The sequence below is a fragment of the Streptomyces sp. NPDC058741 genome, assembly GCF_042746715.1.
Taxonomy (GTDB): domain Bacteria; phylum Actinomycetota; class Actinomycetes; order Streptomycetales; family Streptomycetaceae; genus Streptomyces.
Genome location: NZ_JBHYQH010000026.1, coordinates 23994 through 37946, shown reverse-complemented (window position 1 = coordinate 37946; position 13953 = coordinate 23994). Strand labels below are relative to the sequence as shown.

The following is a 13953-nucleotide window of genomic DNA, read 5'->3' as shown; positions in this document are numbered from 1 at the left end:
GAGCCACGTCGGAAACCGGATGTACGGGGCTCCGGGCGCGTCCTGGTTGTCGTAGCGGTCGTTCAGGGTCGGCGGGGCCGCGAAGAAACCGCTCACTCGCAGCCGTGCGGCCAGCCGGGGTGAGTCAACTGGCTGCCGTTTACGCGGCCAGTCCCCGATGCCCGTGGCGACGAACGATTCGCCCTGGATGTCCAGAACAGCCCCGACCCCGAACGGCAGCACGGTCTGCGCCTGGCGCACCCTCAGTTTGCGGCTCACCGGTCGGCTCCCTTCACCGTGACCTGGCATTCGCGGTCGACCGTGCGCAGGGAGTGCGGGGTCTGCCACAGGCCGCCGTACTGCTCGAAGTTCTTCAGCAGGTTCAGGTGCCCCTTGCCCTGGCCGCGGTAGTGCAGGGGCTTGTCGGCGTCCCGGGCCTCCTGGGCGAGCTGCTGCCATGCGGCGAGCAGCCCGTCGAGTTCGTCCTGCACCTCCTGCGCGGCACGCGGGTCGCTCGCCCGCACCCAGGCGACGAGCTCCTCGGCGAGCAGCACGGCCTTCGGCAGGTGGTCCAGCAGCTCACCCGCCTGGTCTTCCGCCGCGAGTCCGAGACGGTGCCGGATGAGCACCACCAGTACGGCATGCAGAGCGCGCCGACGGGCCGGGTCCGACCACGGCGTGACACTGGTCGGCTCGACGTGCCGGTACAGCGAGCGGTGGTAGACGCCGAAGGTCTCGTAGTGCGACCGGTCGCGCGGACGGGTGGCGTTGAAGAAAGTGACGACGAGACCGGGCACCTTGTCGCGTCCCACGCGGCTGGTGGCCTGAAGGTATCGGCAACGGCAACCTCAAGAAGTCCGCCCTCGACAGCATCGACAATCCCCAGCTCCGCCTGCCGCACGGACGCGTCGCGCAGACCCTGCTCAACGCCGTCATCATCTTCGTGGCGAACCTCAGAGCCATCCGACGGTTCCTCCGCGACCAGGGCATCCAGCCCCGCAAAGCCGGCACGCAGAGCGCCGCAACCCAACCGGGTGAGCCCTCCGACTCGCCCCAGGCGCGACCGCTTCCGACCGAGCAGGTCGAGCCCCCGCCACGAGAGTGACACACCTCCGCCGCGCTCTGCCCCCTGAAAACCCCACATGCCTGCGCCACGGCTACCAGCCGTCGCGCAGGCATGTCCTGTTTCCGCAGGTGAGAGGCGCAGTACCTGGACCGCCACCGCCTCACCCCCTCATCGAGCCGATCACGAGGCCTGAAGGCCCCAGAAACGACGAATTACCGGTGAGTCACACGACTCGACCGGTAATTCGTGAACGCTTCGGGACGATCTCGTGAACGTCCCTGTCTGTGTCCGAGGGGGGACTTGAACCCCCACGCCCGATAAAGGGCACTAGCACCTCAAGCTAGCGCGTCTGCCATTCCGCCACCCGGACGAGGTGTCCGCCGCCTTGCCAAGACTGCTCCCGGCGGCGACAGGGACAACCATACCAAGCTTTCGGAGCGCCTTTCACCTGCGTTTCCTTCCGTGGGGCGGGGGTCCGGGACCTCACGCGCGGATGCCCCTAGGGTCGCACCATGAGCGACTGGACGGTGACGCAGAGCCTTCCCGCGAGGCGCCGCCCGCGTGCCTTGTCGCCCCTGCGCGAGCACCCGCGGGACACGTTCTGGTTCGCGCCGACCGCCGCGACGGTGAGCGTCTTCGTGGTCTGGCTGGGGGCGCAGGCGCTCGACACGGCTGACGTCGAGGCACTGCGCGAGGACGGCGACCACAGGACACTGGAGGAGCTGCTGCGGTTCGCGGAGGACGCGAAGGCCGTGGTGAACGCGGCCGGCTCGGCGATGATGACCTTCATCGGTGTGGTCTTCAGCATCTCGCTGGTGGCCGTGCAGATGGCGAGCGGGCAGTTCGCCCCGCGCGTGGTGCGGCTCTTCGTCCGCAGCCGGATCACCAAGGCGACCTTCGCGGTCTTCCTGGCGCCGTTCGTGCTGACCCTGCTGGTCCCGACGCCCTTCGACACCGCGGACGACCCCCGGAGGGCGACGACACCGCCTCTGGTGCAGTCGGTCCTCACGCTCTGCATGGCCGCGCTGAGCCCGCTGCTCTTCGTGCTGCACGTGAACACCACCCCGCGGCTGATGCGGATCAGCCATGTGATCGCGCGGATCGCCACGGAGTCCTTCCGGGTGGTCGCCCCGCTGCCCGCGCCGGACGACCGGCCGGGCGCGCCGGGCCTGGGTCCCGTCACCGCGTGGGTGCCGCACGAGGGCGGGGCGGGAGTGCTGCGGGACGTGAACATCGCTCGGCTGGCGCGGGTGGCCCGTACGCACGGGGTCGCGCTGCGGCTGAAGCCTCGGATCGGGGACTTCGTGGTGCCGGGCACCCCGGTGCTCGCGGTCCACGGCGGGACCGCCCCGCCGCGTGGCGCGCTGCGCCGCACCGCCTCGGCCGGGGTGGAGCGGACCTACCACCAGGACCTCGGTTTCGGCCTGCGGCAGTTGTCCGACATCGCGCTGGCGCCCTGCCGCCCGCGATCAACGATCCGACGACGGCGGTCCAGACGCTGGACCGCGTCGTGCCGTTCCTCGCCGCGCTGAGCCGGCATCCGCTGGACCGCCCTGCACCGGGACCGGGACCGGGACCGGGCCGGGACGGTCCGGCTGATGCAGCCGGTGCCCGGGTGGGGCGAGTTGGTGGATCTGGGGTTCACGGAGGTGCGCGGGTGCGCCGTGGGCCGTACGGGTGGGTGCGAGAACGTGCGGTGCGGGCGCCGGGGTGCGCCGTTACCCCGGAGGGGTACATGACCTGAACACCTCAAGGACGGTAACCGTCTCCCTCCGGGGCGAACACCCTCTGGGCCGGCATCGCTTGCACTTTCTCCCATCACAGGACAAAGCCGGGTCCGGGCAGTCCGGAGAGGGGACCGGCGAGGGTGCCGGTCCCCTCTCCGGACTGCGCCGAGTCACGGCCTCAGCTGTTGAACGCGGCGTCGAAGGACGCGCTGGGCGGCTCGAAGTCGAAGGCCTTCAGCCTGGTCAGCGCCTCGGGCGCGCCCTGGAGCCGGTCCATGCCGGCGTCCTCCCACTCGACCGAGACCGGTCCCCGGTAGTCGATGGAGCGCAGCATCCGGAAGACGTCCTCCCAGGGGACGTCCCCGTGCCCGGCGGAGACGAAGTCCCAGCCGCGCCGCGGGTCGCCCCAGGGCAGGTGGGAGCCGAGCCGGCCGTTGCGCCCGTCGAGGCGTTTGCGGGCCTCCTTGCAGTCGACGTGGTAGATGCGGTCACGGAAGTCCCAGAGGAAACCGACCGGGTCGAGGTCCTGCCACACGAAGTGGGAGGGGTCGAAGTTGAGGCCGAAGGCGGGGCGGCGGCCGACGGCTTCGAGGGCCTTCTGGGTCGTCCAGTAGTCATAGGCGATCTCGCTGGGGTGGACCTCGTGCGCGAACCTCACGCCTTCGCTGTCGAAGACGTCGAGGACGGGGTTCCAGCGGTCGGCGAAGTCCTGGTAACCGCGTTCGATCATCGTGTCGGGCGCGGGCGGGAACATGGCGACCAGGTGCCAGATGGCGGAGCCGGTGAAGCCGACGACGGTGTCGACACCGAAGGCGGCGGCGGCGCGGGCGGTGTCCTTCATGCGCTGCGCGGCCCGCTGCCGGACTCCTTCCGCGTCCCCGTCGCCCCACACCGCGTCCGGCAGGATCGCTCGGTGCCGTTCGTCGATGATGGCGTCGCAGACGGCCTGGCCGACCAGGTGGTTGGAGACGGCCCAGCACTTCAGGCCGTACTTGTCGAGCAGGGCCCGGCGGCCGTCCAGATAGCCGGGCTCGGAGAGCGCCTTGTCGACTTCGAAGTGGTCGCCCCAGCAGGCGAGTTCGAGTCCGTCGTAGCCGAAGTCGCGGGCGAGTCGGCAGACCTCCTCCAGGGGCAGGTCCGCCCACTGGCCGGTGAACAGGGTGAAGGTGCGCGGCATCCTCAGGGCCTCCTCAGACCGCGATCGGCGTGTAGACGGAGTTCTTCCCGGCGCTCTCCTCGACCGCGGCGAGCACGCGCTGCACCTGCAGCCCGTCGGCGAAGGACGGCTCGGGGCGGCGGCCCTCGGCGACGGCGAGGACGAGGTCGCGGGCTTGGTGGACGAAGGTGTGCTCGTAGCCGAGGCCGTGGCCCGGCGGCCACCAGGCGTCGAGGTAGGGGTGGTCGGGTTCGGTGACGAGGATGCGGCGGAACCCCGCCTCCGTGCCCGGCTCGGTGCCGTCGTGGAAGGACAGCTCGTTGAGCCGCTCCAGGTCGAAGGCGAGCGAGCCGCGCTCCCCGTTGAGTTCGATGCGCAGGGCGTTCTTGCGGCCGGTGGCGTAGCGGGTCGCCTCGAAGGAGGCCAGGGCGCCGGAAGGGAAGCGGGCCGTGAACAGGGCGGCGTCGTCCACGGTGACCTCGCCGGCGCCGGCTGTCGGGACGGCGGACAGCCCGCTGGTGGCGCCGGTGGGCAGGGGCCGTTCCCGTACGAAGGTCTCGGTCAGCGCGGAGACGCCCGACAGCCGCTCCCCCGTCAGGTACTGCGCGAGGTCGATGATGTGCGCCCCCAGGTCCCCCAGCGAGCCCGAACCGGCCTGCTCCCTGCGCAGCCGCCAGGTCAGCGGGAAGTCGGGGTCGACCAGCCAGTCCTGGAGGTACGACACGCGCACGTGCCGCAGCCTGCCGATGCGCCCCTCGGCGACCATGCGGCGGGCCAGGACGGTGGCAGGCACCCGGCGGTAGTTGAAGCCGACCATCGCGGCCTGGCCGCGGCGGTGGGCCTCCTCGGCCGCCAGGGCCATGGCGGTGGCCTCCTCGACGGTGTTGGCGAGGGGCTTCTCGCACAGCACGTGCTTGCCGGCGGCGAGGGCGGCCAGCGCGATCTCGGCGTGGCTGTCGCCGGGGGTGCAGATGTCGACGAGGTCGACGTCGTCCCGCTCCACGAGGGTCCGCCAGTCGGTCTCGACGGACGCCCAGCCGTGCCGGTCGGCCGCCACCCGTGCGGCCGACCGGTCCCGGCCGCAGATCACCGCCTGCACGGGGGTCAGCGGCAGGTCGAAGACGCGGCCGGCGGTGCGCCATCCCTGGGAGTGGGCGGCGCCCATGAAGGCGTAGCCCACCATCCCCACGCGCAGGGGCGGCTTCCCTGCCTCGGTCCCTTCCGGCTGCGCTTGCTGTCCCATACGGGTGTCCTCCTCGTCCTGGTCGGGGTGGCGCACGTGCGGGATTACGGGCGGTATCACTTGAAGCCGGTGGGCATGTACTGGTCGACGTTGGTCTTGTCGACGACGGCCGAGTACAGCGTGATCGAGGCGGGGATCTCGAACTCGGCCATGCCGCCGACCCCCTTGCCCTGGCCGAGGGCGCGGGCCAGGTCGATCGCGGAGGCGGCCATGGTGGGCGGGTAGAGCACGGTCGCCTTGAGCACGCCGTCGTCCCGCTTGATGGCCTGGAAGGCGGACAGGGCCCCGGCGCCGCCGACCATCAGGAAGTCGTCGCGGCCGGCCTGCTCGATGGCGCGCAGCGCGCCGACGCCCTGGTCGTCGTCGTGGTTCCACAGCGCGTCGACCTTCGACTGGGCCTGGAGCAGCTGGGCCATCTTGGCCTGCCCGGACTCGACGGTGAACTCGGCGGCCTGGCGGGCGACCTTCTTGATGTTGGGGTAGTTCTTCAGGGCGTCGTCGAAGCCCTTGGTGCGCTGCTTGGTGAGCTCCAGGTTGTCCAGCCCGGCGAGTTCGATGACGCGGGCGTCGGACTTGCCCTTGAGCTTCTCGCCGATGTAGTGCCCGGCGTTGAGGCCCATGCCGTAGTTGTCGCCGCCGATCCAGCAGCGATAGGCCTGCGGGGTGTTGAAGATGCGGTCGAGGTTGACGACGGGGATGCCCGCGCGCATCGCCTCCAGGCCGACCTGGGTGAGGGCCTTGCCGTCGGCGGGGAGCACGACCAGGACGTCGACCTTCTTGTTGATGAGGGTCTCGATCTGGCCGACCTGCTGGGCGGTGTCGTTGGAGCCCTCGGTGATCTCCAGGGTGACGTCGGAGTACTTTCCGGCGCGGCTCTTGGCGTTGTCGTTGATGGCGTTGAGCCAGCCGTGGTCGGCCTGCGGTCCGGCGAAGCCGATGGAGACCCGCTTGCCGGGCTTGTCGTCGGCGGCCGGCTGGTTGTCGCCGGCCGGCCCGCCCCCGGACTCGGACGGCTCGTTGCCGGTGCACCCCGTGAGGAGGGCACCGGCGGAGACGGCGGCGGCCCCGAAGAGCAGCCCTCTGCGGCTCGTGATCTCTGACATGGCGGGGAACCCTTTCCTCAGGTCGTGCTCGCGGTACGGCGCTGGACCAGCACGGCGGCGACGATGATCGCGCCCTTGGCGATCTGCTGGACGTCGCTCTGCAGGTTGTTCAGGGCGAAGATGTTGGTGATCGTGGTGAAGATCAGGACGCCGAGGACGGAGCCGGTGATGGTGCCCCGGCCGCCGGTGAGGAGGGTGCCGCCGATGATGGCGGCGGCGATGGCGTCGAGTTCGTAGAGGTTTCCGTTGGTGTTCTGGCCGGAGCCGGACAGGGCGATCAGCAGGAAGGCGGCGATGCCGCAGCACAGCCCGGACAGCAGGTACAGGTAGAGCCGCTGGCGGCGGACGTCGATGCCGGCGAGCCGGGCGGCCTCCGGGTTGCCGCCGACCGCGACCGTGCGGCGGCCGAAGGTGGTGCGGTTGAGCACCAGCCAGCCGATGACCGTCACGACCGCGAAGACCAGCACCAGGGACGGGACGCCGAGCACGTAGGCGTCGCGCTCCCCCAGGTCGAGCACGGACGGCACGGTGACGATCTGCGTCCTGCCGTCGGTGATCTGCAGGGCGAGACCGCGGGCGGAGGCCAGCATGGCGAGGGTGGCGATGAACGGCACCATCGCGCCGTAGGCGATGAGCACCCCGTTGACCAGGCCGCAGCCGACGCCGACGACGACCGCCGTGAAGAGGATCCCGGCGAAGCCGAACTCCTGGGTGGCGACGGTGGTGGCCCACACGGAGGCAAGGGCGACGATCGCGCCGACGGAGAGGTCGATGCCGCCGGAGACGATGACGAAGGTCATGCCGACGGTGACCACGCCGATCACGGACGCCTGGGTGAGGACGAGTTGCAGGTTGCGGGTGTCGAGGAACTCGTCGGGCTTGGTGACGCCGCCGATGAGGACCAGCGCGGCGAGCACGCCGAGCAGGGAGACGGTGCGGATGTCGGCGCGGGCCATCAGGCCGCGCCAGGCGGGGGGCTGGGCCTGGGGCACCTTGCCGGTGCTGGTGTCCCGCGGCGGGGAGACGGGCTGCGTCATGACGCCGGGCTTCCTTCCATGACCAGGTCGAGTACGCGGTGTTCGTCGAGTTCGCGCGCGGGTGCCGTGTGGACGACACGGCCCTCGCGCAGCACCAGGACGCGGTCGGCGAGGCCGAGCACCTCGGGCACCTCGCTGGAGACCAGGAGCACCGCGAGGCCCTCGTCGGCCAGCCGGCGGATGACCGCGTAGAGCTCGGCGCGGGCGCCGACGTCGACGCCCCGGGTCGGTTCGTCGAGCAGCAGCACCTTGCAGCCGCGCAGCAGCCAGCGGGCGAGCACGGCCTTCTGCTGGTTGCCGCCGGACAGGGTGCGCACGGGCACCGCCGGGTTGTCGGGCCTCAGCGACAGCTCGCGGGTGGCGGCCCGGGCGGCGGCCCGTTCGGCACGCCGGTCGATCCAGCCGCCGCGAGCGAAACGGGACATGGAGGAGACCGACACGTTGCGGGTGACGGACTCCGGCATCAGCAGGGCCTGCGCCTTGCGCTCCTCGGGGGCGAGCCCGAGCCCGGCCCGGACGGCCGCACGGACACTACCCGGCCTCAACGGCTTTCCGTCGACCAGTACCTGACCGGACGTCGGTTTGCGCGCCCCGTAGACGGTCTCCAGGATCTCGGAGCGGCCCGAGCCGACGAGTCCGGCGAGACCGACGATCTCACCCGGCCGCACCTCCAGGTCGAGCGGCTCGAACTCGCCCTGGCGTGCCAGCCCTTGGACCTTCAGTACGGGTTCGCCGGGCGGCGGGGAGACGGGCCGGTCGGGGAAGACGTACTCGACGTTGCGGCCCGTCATCAGCGCGACGACCTCGCGGGTCGGGGTCGACTCGGCCGGGAGCCCGTTCGCCACGGCGCGGCCGTCCTTCAGCACGGTCACCCGGTCCCCGATGCGGCGGATCTCCTCCAGGCGGTGCGAGATGTAGACGACGGCGACCCCCGCGGCGGTCAGGTCGGCGACGATGCGGAAGAGGTTGTCCACCTCGTCCGGGTCGAGGGCGGCGGACGGCTCGTCCATCACGATCAGCCGTACGTCGTGGGAGAGCGCCCTGGCCATCGACACGATCTGCTGCTGGGCCGCCGACAGCTGACCGACGAGCCGGGCCGGGTCGATCCCGGCGTGCCCGAGCCGAGTCAGCAGCGCCGCTGCGGACGCCTTGGCGGCCTTGCCGCGCACGACGAATCCGGCGGCGGTCGGCTCGTGTCCCAGGTGTACGTTCTCGGCGACCGACAGATGCTCCACCAGGTCGAGTTCCTGGTAGATGGTGGCGATGCCGAGGCGCATGGCGGCGGTCGGCGAACGGAGGGCGACCTCCTCGCCACGCCAGCGGAGGCGGCCGCTGTCGGGCTGGTGTGCTCCGGCCAGGACCTTGATCAGGGTCGACTTCCCGGCGCCGTTCTGGCCGAGGAGGCAGTGCACCTCGCCGGCCTGGACGTCGAGGTCCACACCGTCGAGGGCCCGGACTCCGGGGAACGACTTGGTGATGCCGGACATGCTGAGCAGCGGTGATTCTGGTGCCATGAGGTCCCCTTGGCGGACGTGCGGGCCGGTTCAGGGCAGGGCAGGGCGTCGAGCTGGTGAGGCGCGCTGGTGCGGGTGAGCCGTACTGGGTGCGAGCCGTACTGGTGCGGGTGAGCCGTGCTGTCGAGCAGGACCGCGCGTCGGACTACGCGGGCGAGAACAGGTGGTCGCTGATGAGCCGGGCCGCGCCGGTGACACCGGCGGCGGGCCCCAGTTCGCCCAGGACGATGGGCAGGTTGCCGGTCGCCAGGGGCAGCGACTGACGGTAGACCTGGGTGCGGATCGCGGCGAGCAGGGGGTGGCCGAGGCCGGTCACCCCGCCGCCGATCACCACCAGGCCCGGGTTGAAGAAGCTGACCAGGCCGGCGATGACCTGGCCGGTGCGGTTGCCGCCCTCGCGGATCAGCTGCAGGGCGGTGGCGTCACCGGCGGCGGCCGCGGCGGCGACGTCGACGGCGCTCAGGGCGCCGTTCTTCTCCAGCCGCGAGGCCAGCTCCGCCGAAAGCCCCTGCTGGGCGGCCTCCATGGCGTCGCGGGCGAGGGCCGCCCCGCTGAAGTGGGCCTCCAGGCAGCCCCGGTTGCCGCAGGCGCACGGGCGGCCGTCGGGTACGGCCTGGATGTGCCCGATGTCGCCGGCGCTGCCCGTCGTACCGCGGTAGACCTCACCGCCGACGACGATGCCGCAGCCGATGCCGGTACCGATCTTGACGCAGAGGAAGTCGCCGACCGTGCGGGCGACGCCCGCGTGCTGCTCCCCCATCGCCATCAGGTTCACGTCGTTGTCGACCATGACCGGGCAGCCGAGTTCCTGGCTCAGCGCCTCCCGCACCGGGAAGCCGTCCCAGCCGGGCATGATCGGCGGTGCGACCGGGATGCCCTCGGGGAAGCGGACCGGGCCCGGGACGCCGATGCCGGCGCCGTCGAATCCCTCCGCGAGCCCGGAGGCCCTGAGCTTGGCGGCCATGGCCAGGACCTGTTCGAAGACCACGACGGGGCCTTCGCGCACGTCCATGGGCTGGTTGAGGTGCCCGAGGGTCTCCAGCTCGGCGTTGGTGACGGCGACGTCGACCGAGGTCGCGCCGATGTCGACGCCGAGGAAGCGCAGTTCGGGGTTGAGCCGGATGTTGTGGGAGCGGCGACCGCCGCGCGAGGCGGCGAGTCCGTCGGCCACGACCAGCCCCGTCTCCAGCAGCCGGTCCACCTCCACGGCGAGCTTGGAGCGCGAGAGGTCGACCTGGTCGCCCAGCTGGGCACGGGAGTTGGGGCCGCCGTCGCGCAGCAGCCTGAGCAGTCGGGCCTGATGGGCGTTTCCGGGTCGTGCGGTCATCCGTCTCACGAGCCCCTCCCCGCCTCGATCGGCCGGTGCGCGCCGGTTTTCCGCCACCCGCGGTGGCTTGCTTTCGGAGGGAACGTAGCAGCGGCTGCCGAGGGTGGGAAGAAGTCGCGCGGGAATTGCCCTCCACTTTTCCCACTCAGAGGACAAAGCCGGGGGCATGAGCCCTGCGCGGTCTGCACGGGGGTGGGCCGACGGCGCTTGCCGAGGCGGCCGGTTCGGTGCGCCCGTTCGGCAACCGGCCCCGGTCACGAGCCGGTTGAGGCGAGCCGGCCGGGCTGCCGCTGATCGGACGCCTACTGGACGCAGGGCCCGCTGGGAGCGCGTCCGCGCGTGGTACGACCGCTGTGTGTGCTCGGTGTGTTCGCGCATCAGCCGGGGGGGCGCGCTGCTCGTCCCGGTCGGTGATCGCGGCGATCAGTGCGCGGTGCTCGATCCACGACCGATGGCCGCGCTGCCGTGCCACCGGCGTGTAGTACCAGCGCACGCGCCGGTCGACCTGGGCGGCGAGTTCGGCCAGGACCGCGTTCCCGGCCAGCTCCATGATCTTGGCGTGGAAACGGGCGTTCACGGCGAAGGCCCCGTCGACGTCGACGGCCTCGCCGGCCTTCTCGCCCTCCGCGCACAGCGCTTCGAGGGCGGAGAGGCCGGCGCTGTCGGAGCGGGCGGCCGCGAGCCGGGCCGCCTCGGCCTCCAGCAGCGTGCGGACCGTGAGGAGCTGGTCGGCCTCCTCCGCTCAGGGGCAGCGCACGACCTGCCCCGCGTACGACAGGTTGCCGCCGAAGCCGAACAGCAGGACCGGGTCGCCGGTGGTGATCGCGCCCCGCTCGACCAGCTTGGACAGGGCCAGCGGGATGCTCGCCGCCGAGGTGTTGCCGGACTCGGTGACGTCGCGGGCGACGACCGCGTTCACGGCGCCGATCTTCTCGGCGAGGGGCTCGATGATGCGCAGGTTGGCCTGATGCAGCACGACCGCGGCGAGTTCGGCCGGTTCCAGCCCGGCCCGCTCGCAGGCCCGGCGCGCGATGGGCGGGAGCTGCGTGGTGGCCCAGCGGTAGACGCTCTGCCCCTCCTGGGCGAAGCGCGGCGGCGTGCCCTCGATCCGCACCGCGTGCCCCATCTCGGGCACCGAGCCCCACAGCACCGGCCCGATGGCCTGCTCACAGGATGCCTCCACCACGGCCGCCCCGGCCCCGTCGCCGACGAGCACGCAGGTCGTGCGGTCGCCCCAGTCGGTCACCTCGGACATCTTGTCCGCCCCGATGACCAGCGCCCGGGCCGCGCCCCCCGCGCGGACGGCGTGGTCGGCGGTGGCCAGGGCGTGGGTGAAGCCGGCGCACACCACGTTGAGGTCCATGGTGGCGGGCCTGGGCATGCCGAGGCGGGCCGCGACCCGGGCGGCGGTGTTGGGCGAGCGGTCGACGGCGGTGGAGGTGGCGACCAGCACCAGATCGATGTCGGCGGGGGTCAGTCCGGCCGCGGCCAGGGCCTTGGCGGCGGCGTGCGCGGCCAGCTCGTCGACCGGCTCGTCGGGTCCGGCGATGTGGCGGGTGCGGATGCCCACCCGGCTCCTGATCCACTCGTCACTGGTGTCCACCACACCCGCCAGGTCCTCGTTGGTGAGCACCTTGGCGGGCTGGTAGTGGCCGACGGCGGTGATGCGTGAGCCGTTCATCGAGTGGGTCCCCCTCGTTGCCTTGGGTAGCGTATCCACCAGTCTGATCAGTGACTCACGGGTACGACGGCAGGCAACGTGACAGGAATCCGGCGCCTGGGTTGTCAGCTTCGGTCAGCACCTCGCAGGCCCGGACACCTGTCGGACCGCTACCCGGTGAACAGCTGCGCCACCTTGCGGACCGGCGCGTACAGACCGTGGACGAGCGGCAGGCCCCCCAGAGCCGGGCCAGGGCGATCAGCCACCGGCGGTCCGGGCTGAACGGACTCTGGCTGCTGGGCGGCCTCCTTCGGTTCCGGGGCGTGGTGACGCTGAGCGACGGGCCGGACCAGTTCGTTGGCGGCGAAGCCGACGACGAGCAGCCCGATCATGATGACGAAGGACGGTCCGTACAGGGACGCGCCGTGCCGGCCGGCCTCCTCCTGCCGGTCGGCGATCCGGTTCACGACGAGCGGCCCGAGCACCCCGGCGGTGGACCAGGCGGTGAGCAGCCGCCCGTGGATGGCGCCGACCTGGCAGGTGCCGAACAGGTCCTTCTGATAGGCCGGGACCGTCGCGAAGCCGCCGCCGTGGAAGGAGAGGATGACCAGCGCGCACAGGACGGACAGCGGCTTGGAGGAGTCGCCGAACAGGGCGATGAGAGCGCACATCAGCGCGCCGGCGCCGAGGTGGAGGAGGTAGATGTTCTTGCGGCCGATCAGGTCGGACGTCGACGACCAGCCGATGCGGCCCGCCATGTTCGCCGCCGACAGCAGCGCGACGAAACCGGGATCGACGACGACGTGTACGTGCGCGACTACGGCAAGTGCGTCCTGAGCTGCGAGTGCGTCGACGCCTGCGGCGAGCAGGGGTAGAACACCTGCGCGATCTCCGTCTCCGGGCGGGGCTTCGACGCCCGGATCGCCGTCGAGCACGACGCCCCGCTGACCGACTCGGCGTGCGTGTACCGCGGCAACCGCATCGAGGTGTGCGCCCCACGGGCGCGCTGCCGTTCAAGTCGGAGTTCGACACGCGCGCCGCGGGTACCTGGGACGAGTCGGGGCAGAAGGAGACGACCAGGGTGTGCGCCTACTGCGGTGTGGGCTGCAACCTGACGCCGCACGTACAGGACAATGAGATCGTCGAGGTCACCTCGCCGCACGACAACCCGGTGACCCACGGCGACCTCTGCATCAAGGGCCGCTTCGGCTACCAGCACGTACAGAACCGGGACTGATGAGGACATGGGACGAGTCACGGAACGCCGCAGGGTCCTCCGCATCCGGGACGGAGCGGTCTCCAGCCGTCCGGACACGCTCGTCGCCGAGGAACCCCTGGAGATCAGGCTCGACGGCAGACCCCTGGCGATCACCATGCGCACCCCGGGCGACGACTTCGCGCTCGCGGCGGGCTTCCTGGTGAGCGAGGGGGTGCTGGGCGGGCAGCAGGACCTGCGGAACATCGTGTACTGCGCGGGAGCCGCCGTCGACGGCTCGAACACGTACAACATCGTCGACGTGAAGACGGCTCCCGGCGTGGTGATCCCGGACATCACGCTGGAGCGGAACGTCTACACGACGTCGTCCTGCGGGCTGTGCGGCAAGGCCTCGCTGGACGCCGTGCGGACGACGGCCCGCTGGCCCATCGAGGACACTCCCCCGGTGCGGATCTCGCCGGAGCTGCTGGCGAGCCTGCCCGACCGGCTGCGCGCGGCGCAGCGGGTCTTCGACCGGACCGGCGGACTGCACGCGGCGGCCCTGGTCTCCGAGGAGGGCGAGCTGCTGGACGTCCGGGAGGACGTGGGCCGGCACAACGCGGTCGACAAGCTGGTCGGCCGCGCCCTGCAGAACGGGGACCTGCCGCTGTCGCGGACGGTCCTGCTGGTCTCGGGCCGGGCCTCCTTCGAGCTGGCGCAGAAGGCCGTGATGGCCGGCATCCCGGTCCTGGCGGCCGTGTCGGCGCCGTCCTCGCTGGCGGTGGACCTGGCCGCCGAGGCGGGCCTGACGCTGGTGGGCTTCCTGCGGGGCAGCTCCATGAACGTGTACGCGGGAGAGGAGCGCATCGCCCTGCGGGCCGCGGCCGCCCAGGGCTGAGCAGGCTCCCCCTCGCGACACGGCGGCGTGGCCCCGGCCGGCGGGGAG

At 71.7% G+C, this 13953-nt stretch carries 9 protein-coding genes, 1 tRNA gene and 4 pseudogenes; 3 read left to right on the top strand and 11 right to left on the bottom strand.

All coding sequences use genetic code 11. From position 1 onward, the window contains the following. Positions 1-254: 254 nt before the first annotated feature. Both ACFW6P_RS21090 and ACFW6P_RS21085 read right to left on the bottom strand, forming a co-directional pair. Positions 255-791 carry a hypothetical protein gene (locus ACFW6P_RS21090; RefSeq protein WP_386356633.1) on the bottom strand — a complete coding sequence of 179 codons (537 nt, stop codon included), beginning with the start codon at positions 789-791 and terminating at the stop codon, positions 255-257. A 539-nt stretch (positions 792-1330) separates the two neighbouring features. Next, positions 1331-1415: transfer RNA gene (locus ACFW6P_RS21085), tRNA-Leu, on the bottom strand. 142 nt (positions 1416-1557) lie between these two features. Between ACFW6P_RS21085 and ACFW6P_RS21080 the strand changes: the two are divergent. After that, positions 1558-2715 (top strand): annotated as a pseudogene (locus tag ACFW6P_RS21080) (DUF2254 domain-containing protein); the annotation flags it as partial. A 235-nt stretch (positions 2716-2950) separates the two neighbouring features. On the opposite strand, the gene ACFW6P_RS21075 reads toward ACFW6P_RS21080, so the two are convergent. From ACFW6P_RS21075 to ACFW6P_RS21035, 9 genes and pseudogenes are all read right to left on the bottom strand, one after another. Further along, positions 2951-3949: a sugar phosphate isomerase/epimerase family protein gene (locus ACFW6P_RS21075; RefSeq protein WP_386356636.1), complete on the bottom strand. Its 999-nt coding sequence runs from the start codon at positions 3947-3949 to the stop codon at positions 2951-2953. A gap of 13 nt (positions 3950-3962) precedes the next feature. Then, on the bottom strand, positions 3963-5171 hold the full coding sequence (locus ACFW6P_RS21070; RefSeq protein WP_386356639.1) for a Gfo/Idh/MocA family protein: 1209 nt from the start codon (positions 5169-5171) through the stop codon (positions 3963-3965). A 56-nt stretch (positions 5172-5227) separates the two neighbouring features. After that, positions 5228-6274, bottom strand: a complete 1047-nt coding sequence (locus tag ACFW6P_RS21065) for a substrate-binding domain-containing protein (protein ID WP_386356642.1) — start codon at positions 6272-6274, stop codon at positions 5228-5230. 17 nt (positions 6275-6291) lie between these two features. Beyond that, positions 6292-7311, bottom strand: a complete 1020-nt coding sequence (locus ACFW6P_RS21060) for an ABC transporter permease (RefSeq protein ID WP_386356645.1) — start codon at positions 7309-7311, stop codon at positions 6292-6294. Beyond that, positions 7308-8825, bottom strand: coding sequence for a sugar ABC transporter ATP-binding protein (locus ACFW6P_RS21055; RefSeq protein ID WP_386356648.1), 1518 nt, complete (start codon positions 8823-8825; stop codon positions 7308-7310). Before ACFW6P_RS21055 ends, ACFW6P_RS21060 begins: the two co-directional genes overlap by 4 nt. Positions 8826-8970: 145 nt before the next feature. After that, on the bottom strand, positions 8971-10152 hold the full coding sequence (locus ACFW6P_RS21050; protein WP_386356651.1) for an ROK family protein: 1182 nt from the start codon (positions 10150-10152) through the stop codon (positions 8971-8973). 324 nt (positions 10153-10476) lie between these two features. Continuing rightward, positions 10477-10891: pseudogene (locus tag ACFW6P_RS21045) on the bottom strand (FCD domain-containing protein); the annotation flags it as partial. Positions 10892-10894: 3 nt separating this feature from the next. Beyond that, entirely contained in the window at positions 10895-11833 is a 939-nt protein-coding gene (locus ACFW6P_RS21040; RefSeq protein WP_386356654.1) for a beta-ketoacyl-ACP synthase III, read from the bottom strand. 263 nt (positions 11834-12096) lie between these two features. Beyond that, positions 12097-12606, bottom strand: a pseudogene (locus ACFW6P_RS21035) (MFS transporter); the annotation flags it as partial. Between ACFW6P_RS21035 and ACFW6P_RS21030 the strand changes: the two are divergent. Both ACFW6P_RS21030 and fdhD read left to right on the top strand, forming a co-directional pair. Then, a pseudogene (locus ACFW6P_RS21030) lies at positions 12607-13049 on the top strand (Fe-S-binding domain-containing protein); the annotation flags it as partial. A 7-nt stretch (positions 13050-13056) separates the two neighbouring features. Next, complete coding sequence (gene fdhD, locus ACFW6P_RS21025) at positions 13057-13905, top strand: formate dehydrogenase accessory sulfurtransferase FdhD (RefSeq protein ID WP_386356657.1); 849 nt, start codon at positions 13057-13059, stop codon at positions 13903-13905. Positions 13906-13953 lie beyond the last annotated feature (48 nt).

Excerpts from the sequence above, each read along its gene's own strand:
- ACFW6P_RS21075 (WP_386356636.1), bottom strand. The coding sequence starts at position 3,949 with ATGCCGCGCACCTTCACCCTGTTCACCGGCCAGTGGGCGGACCTGCCC.
- ACFW6P_RS21070 (WP_386356639.1), bottom strand. The coding sequence starts at position 5,171 with ATGGGACAGCAAGCGCAGCCGGAAGGGACCGAGGCAGGGAAGCCGCCC.
- ACFW6P_RS21065 (WP_386356642.1), bottom strand. The coding sequence starts at position 6,274 with ATGTCAGAGATCACGAGCCGCAGAGGGCTGCTCTTCGGGGCCGCCGCC.
- ACFW6P_RS21060 (WP_386356645.1), bottom strand. The coding sequence starts at position 7,311 with ATGACGCAGCCCGTCTCCCCGCCGCGGGACACCAGCACCGGCAAGGTG.
- ACFW6P_RS21055 (WP_386356648.1), bottom strand. The coding sequence starts at position 8,825 with ATGGCACCAGAATCACCGCTGCTCAGCATGTCCGGCATCACCAAGTCG.
- ACFW6P_RS21050 (WP_386356651.1), bottom strand. The coding sequence starts at position 10,152 with ATGACCGCACGACCCGGAAACGCCCATCAGGCCCGACTGCTCAGGCTG.
- ACFW6P_RS21040 (WP_386356654.1), bottom strand. The coding sequence starts at position 11,833 with ATGAACGGCTCACGCATCACCGCCGTCGGCCACTACCAGCCCGCCAAG.
- fdhD (WP_386356657.1), top strand. The coding sequence starts at position 13,057 with ATGGGACGAGTCACGGAACGCCGCAGGGTCCTCCGCATCCGGGACGGA.